Here is a 2,372-nt window from a genome sequence, read left to right as displayed (position 1 = left end):
GCTGACGAGGACGTAGCCGTCGGTGGTGAATTCCATGCCCCCGACGACGATCGGCCCGGCCGTGTTGTCGACCGTCACCGTGCCGCCATTGGCCTGGAAGATGGCCACGTCGTTGGCGGCGAAGGGGCCGCGGGGGGCGGTGCCGGAGACATTCGTCCAGTTGCGGTCGCCTGACCCTCCAGACCATGTGCCGGATCCGCCGTTGATGACGCCGATTGTGCCGGTCGGATCCCAGTAATTGAGGTGCACGTTGTCTGGAACGAAGACGAAGCTGATCCTGCCGTCGACCGAGGTCTGCTCGAAGAACTGGCCGCCATAAGCGCCGTTGTTGAGGGCGGTGAGGTCGAGCGCCAGATTGGCGGCGCCGCTTCCCGCCGTGGTGCCGTTATACTTCATCAGGCCATAGACCCAGCCGGCATTGGGGTCGAAGGCGACGCCCGGGTCGGCGGTGACGGTGGCCTTCGAGCCCGCCTGGAAGATCGCACTGCCCTTCACATCCACCATCAGCGCCTCGGTGTCGGTGGCGGGCGACGCGCCATATTTGTAGGACAGCGTGCCGTTGTTCGCGACGGTGAGGCCCCCATCGATGGTGAGCTTGTTAGAAATATTGGCGGCGTCGGTGTAGGAATAGAGCGTGCCGCCGTCATTCACCGTCGCATTGCCGCCGATGGTGCCCTTGCCCTGCAGCGTCGCGCCCGTATTGACCGCCACCGACGACCCGGCCGTCCCCAGCGTGCCGTCGACCTGCAATATCCCGCCGCCGACGGTGGTCGCCCCGGTGAAGGCGGAACTGTCGCCGGACAGGATCATGGCGCCGGAGCCCTGCTTGATGAGCGCGCCCGTGCCGGTGATCGCCCCCCAATAGTCGAGGGAAGCGGTGGCCTGGTTGATGGTCAGCGTGTTGCCGCCGATGGCGACCGTGCCGGTGGTGACATTGGCGCTGCTATCAAGCCCGCCCAGAGTGATGTCGAAGCCGCCCAGATCAGCGGTGCCGCCGTCGACGGTGAGGATGTTCGTCTGCGCGCCGAAGGCTGTGGTGGAACCGGCCATCAAGGTGCCCTCGTTCACGACCGTCCCGCCAATATACTGGTTATTGCCCGAAAGCGTCAGCGCGCCTGCGCCCTCCTTCACGAAACTGCCGCCGCCGGTGATCTGGCCGGAATAGGTCTCGGCCGTAGCGGTATCGGCATAGTCAACCGTCAGCGCCGCGCTGCCCAAGGCGATGGCCCCATCGCCGGTAAGCCCGTAGACTGTCGTATTGAAATTATCGAGATCGACTGAGCCGGGGCTCATTACCGTGAGCTTGCCTTTGCCGAACGCCGTGCCCGCGATACCAGCCTTCATGATGGCGGAGTTCACGGTCAGGCCACCAGTGAACGTGTTATTATTCGAAAAAGTCAAACCACCGCCGGTCTTGCCATTAAGAACGAAGGCACCGCTGCCGGACATCAGGCCGGAGTAGATGCGAAACCTGTTGCCGATATTATTAAGATCCGTCAGCGTAGCAGAACCGAGATCGACATTGCCGGCACCCTCAAAAGCAACAAACGTCTGATCAAAACCAGCGAGATCCGCCTTCGCGCCAGCCGCAACTGTAACCTGACCCCCACCAAACGCACCGGCCTTGCCGGCGGTTAAGGTACCCTCACTGATGATCAGGTACGGGAACTGATTGTCGCCAGATAGGGTCAAATTGCCGGTGCCCTGCTTTGTAAAGCTACTGCTACTGGCGCCAATAATATCCCCGGAAAAGACCGTATCGAAATCTTGGCTCACGATAAAACCGCCGATGGCATCGATTTTGCCATCACCTTGGATGCCGCCCACTTTGGTGCCGCTGACGGTGATGTCGACCGCGCCGGGGGCCGTAACCGTAAGCAACCCAGTGCCAAGGGCGTTTTTGTTGATGCTGGTCTTCAGGGTTCCCGCGTTAACCGTCAGACCGCCGGAGAATGTGTTTGCTCCACTCAGCGTCAGCGTGCCCGCGCCCTCCTTGACAAGACTGCCGGGGCCGGTGATCGCGCCGTAATAGTTCAAGGTGCCTGTCGCCTGGTTGACCGTCAGCGTCGATGTCGTTCCGGTGGTGGTGTTGTCGCTAAGCTTGATCTCGCCGCTGCTGGGGTTGCCGCTCGCAAGCCCGCCCACCGTCATCGAGTAGCCGTTGAGATCGGCGACGCCCCCGCTATTCACCGTCAGCACGCCCGAGCCATAGGCGCCGGCCGAACCGGCGGTCACCGTGCCGGCATTGATGGTGAGGCCGCCCGAAAACTGGTTATTGCCCGATAGCTCCAGATTACCCGTGCCCCCCTTCACCAGGCTGCCCGTGCCGGTCATGTTGCCGGAATAGGTCTGCGCGGTGCCGCCCGTATAGT

1 protein-coding gene is annotated in these 2,372 nt (G+C 62.5%); it reads right to left on the bottom strand.

Annotation, left to right across the window (positions count from 1 at the left end; translation table 11 throughout):
- A partial coding sequence (locus IEX53_RS23515; RefSeq protein WP_188826593.1) for an autotransporter-associated beta strand repeat-containing protein occupies window positions 1-2,372 on the bottom strand: 2,372 nt, incomplete at both ends.

Source organism: Paramesorhizobium endophyticum (assembly GCF_014640615.1).
Lineage (GTDB): Bacteria > Pseudomonadota > Alphaproteobacteria > Rhizobiales > Rhizobiaceae > Paramesorhizobium > Paramesorhizobium endophyticum.
Note: the sequence above shows the minus strand (reverse complement) of the source record. Positions and strands in the feature narration are given on the sequence as shown.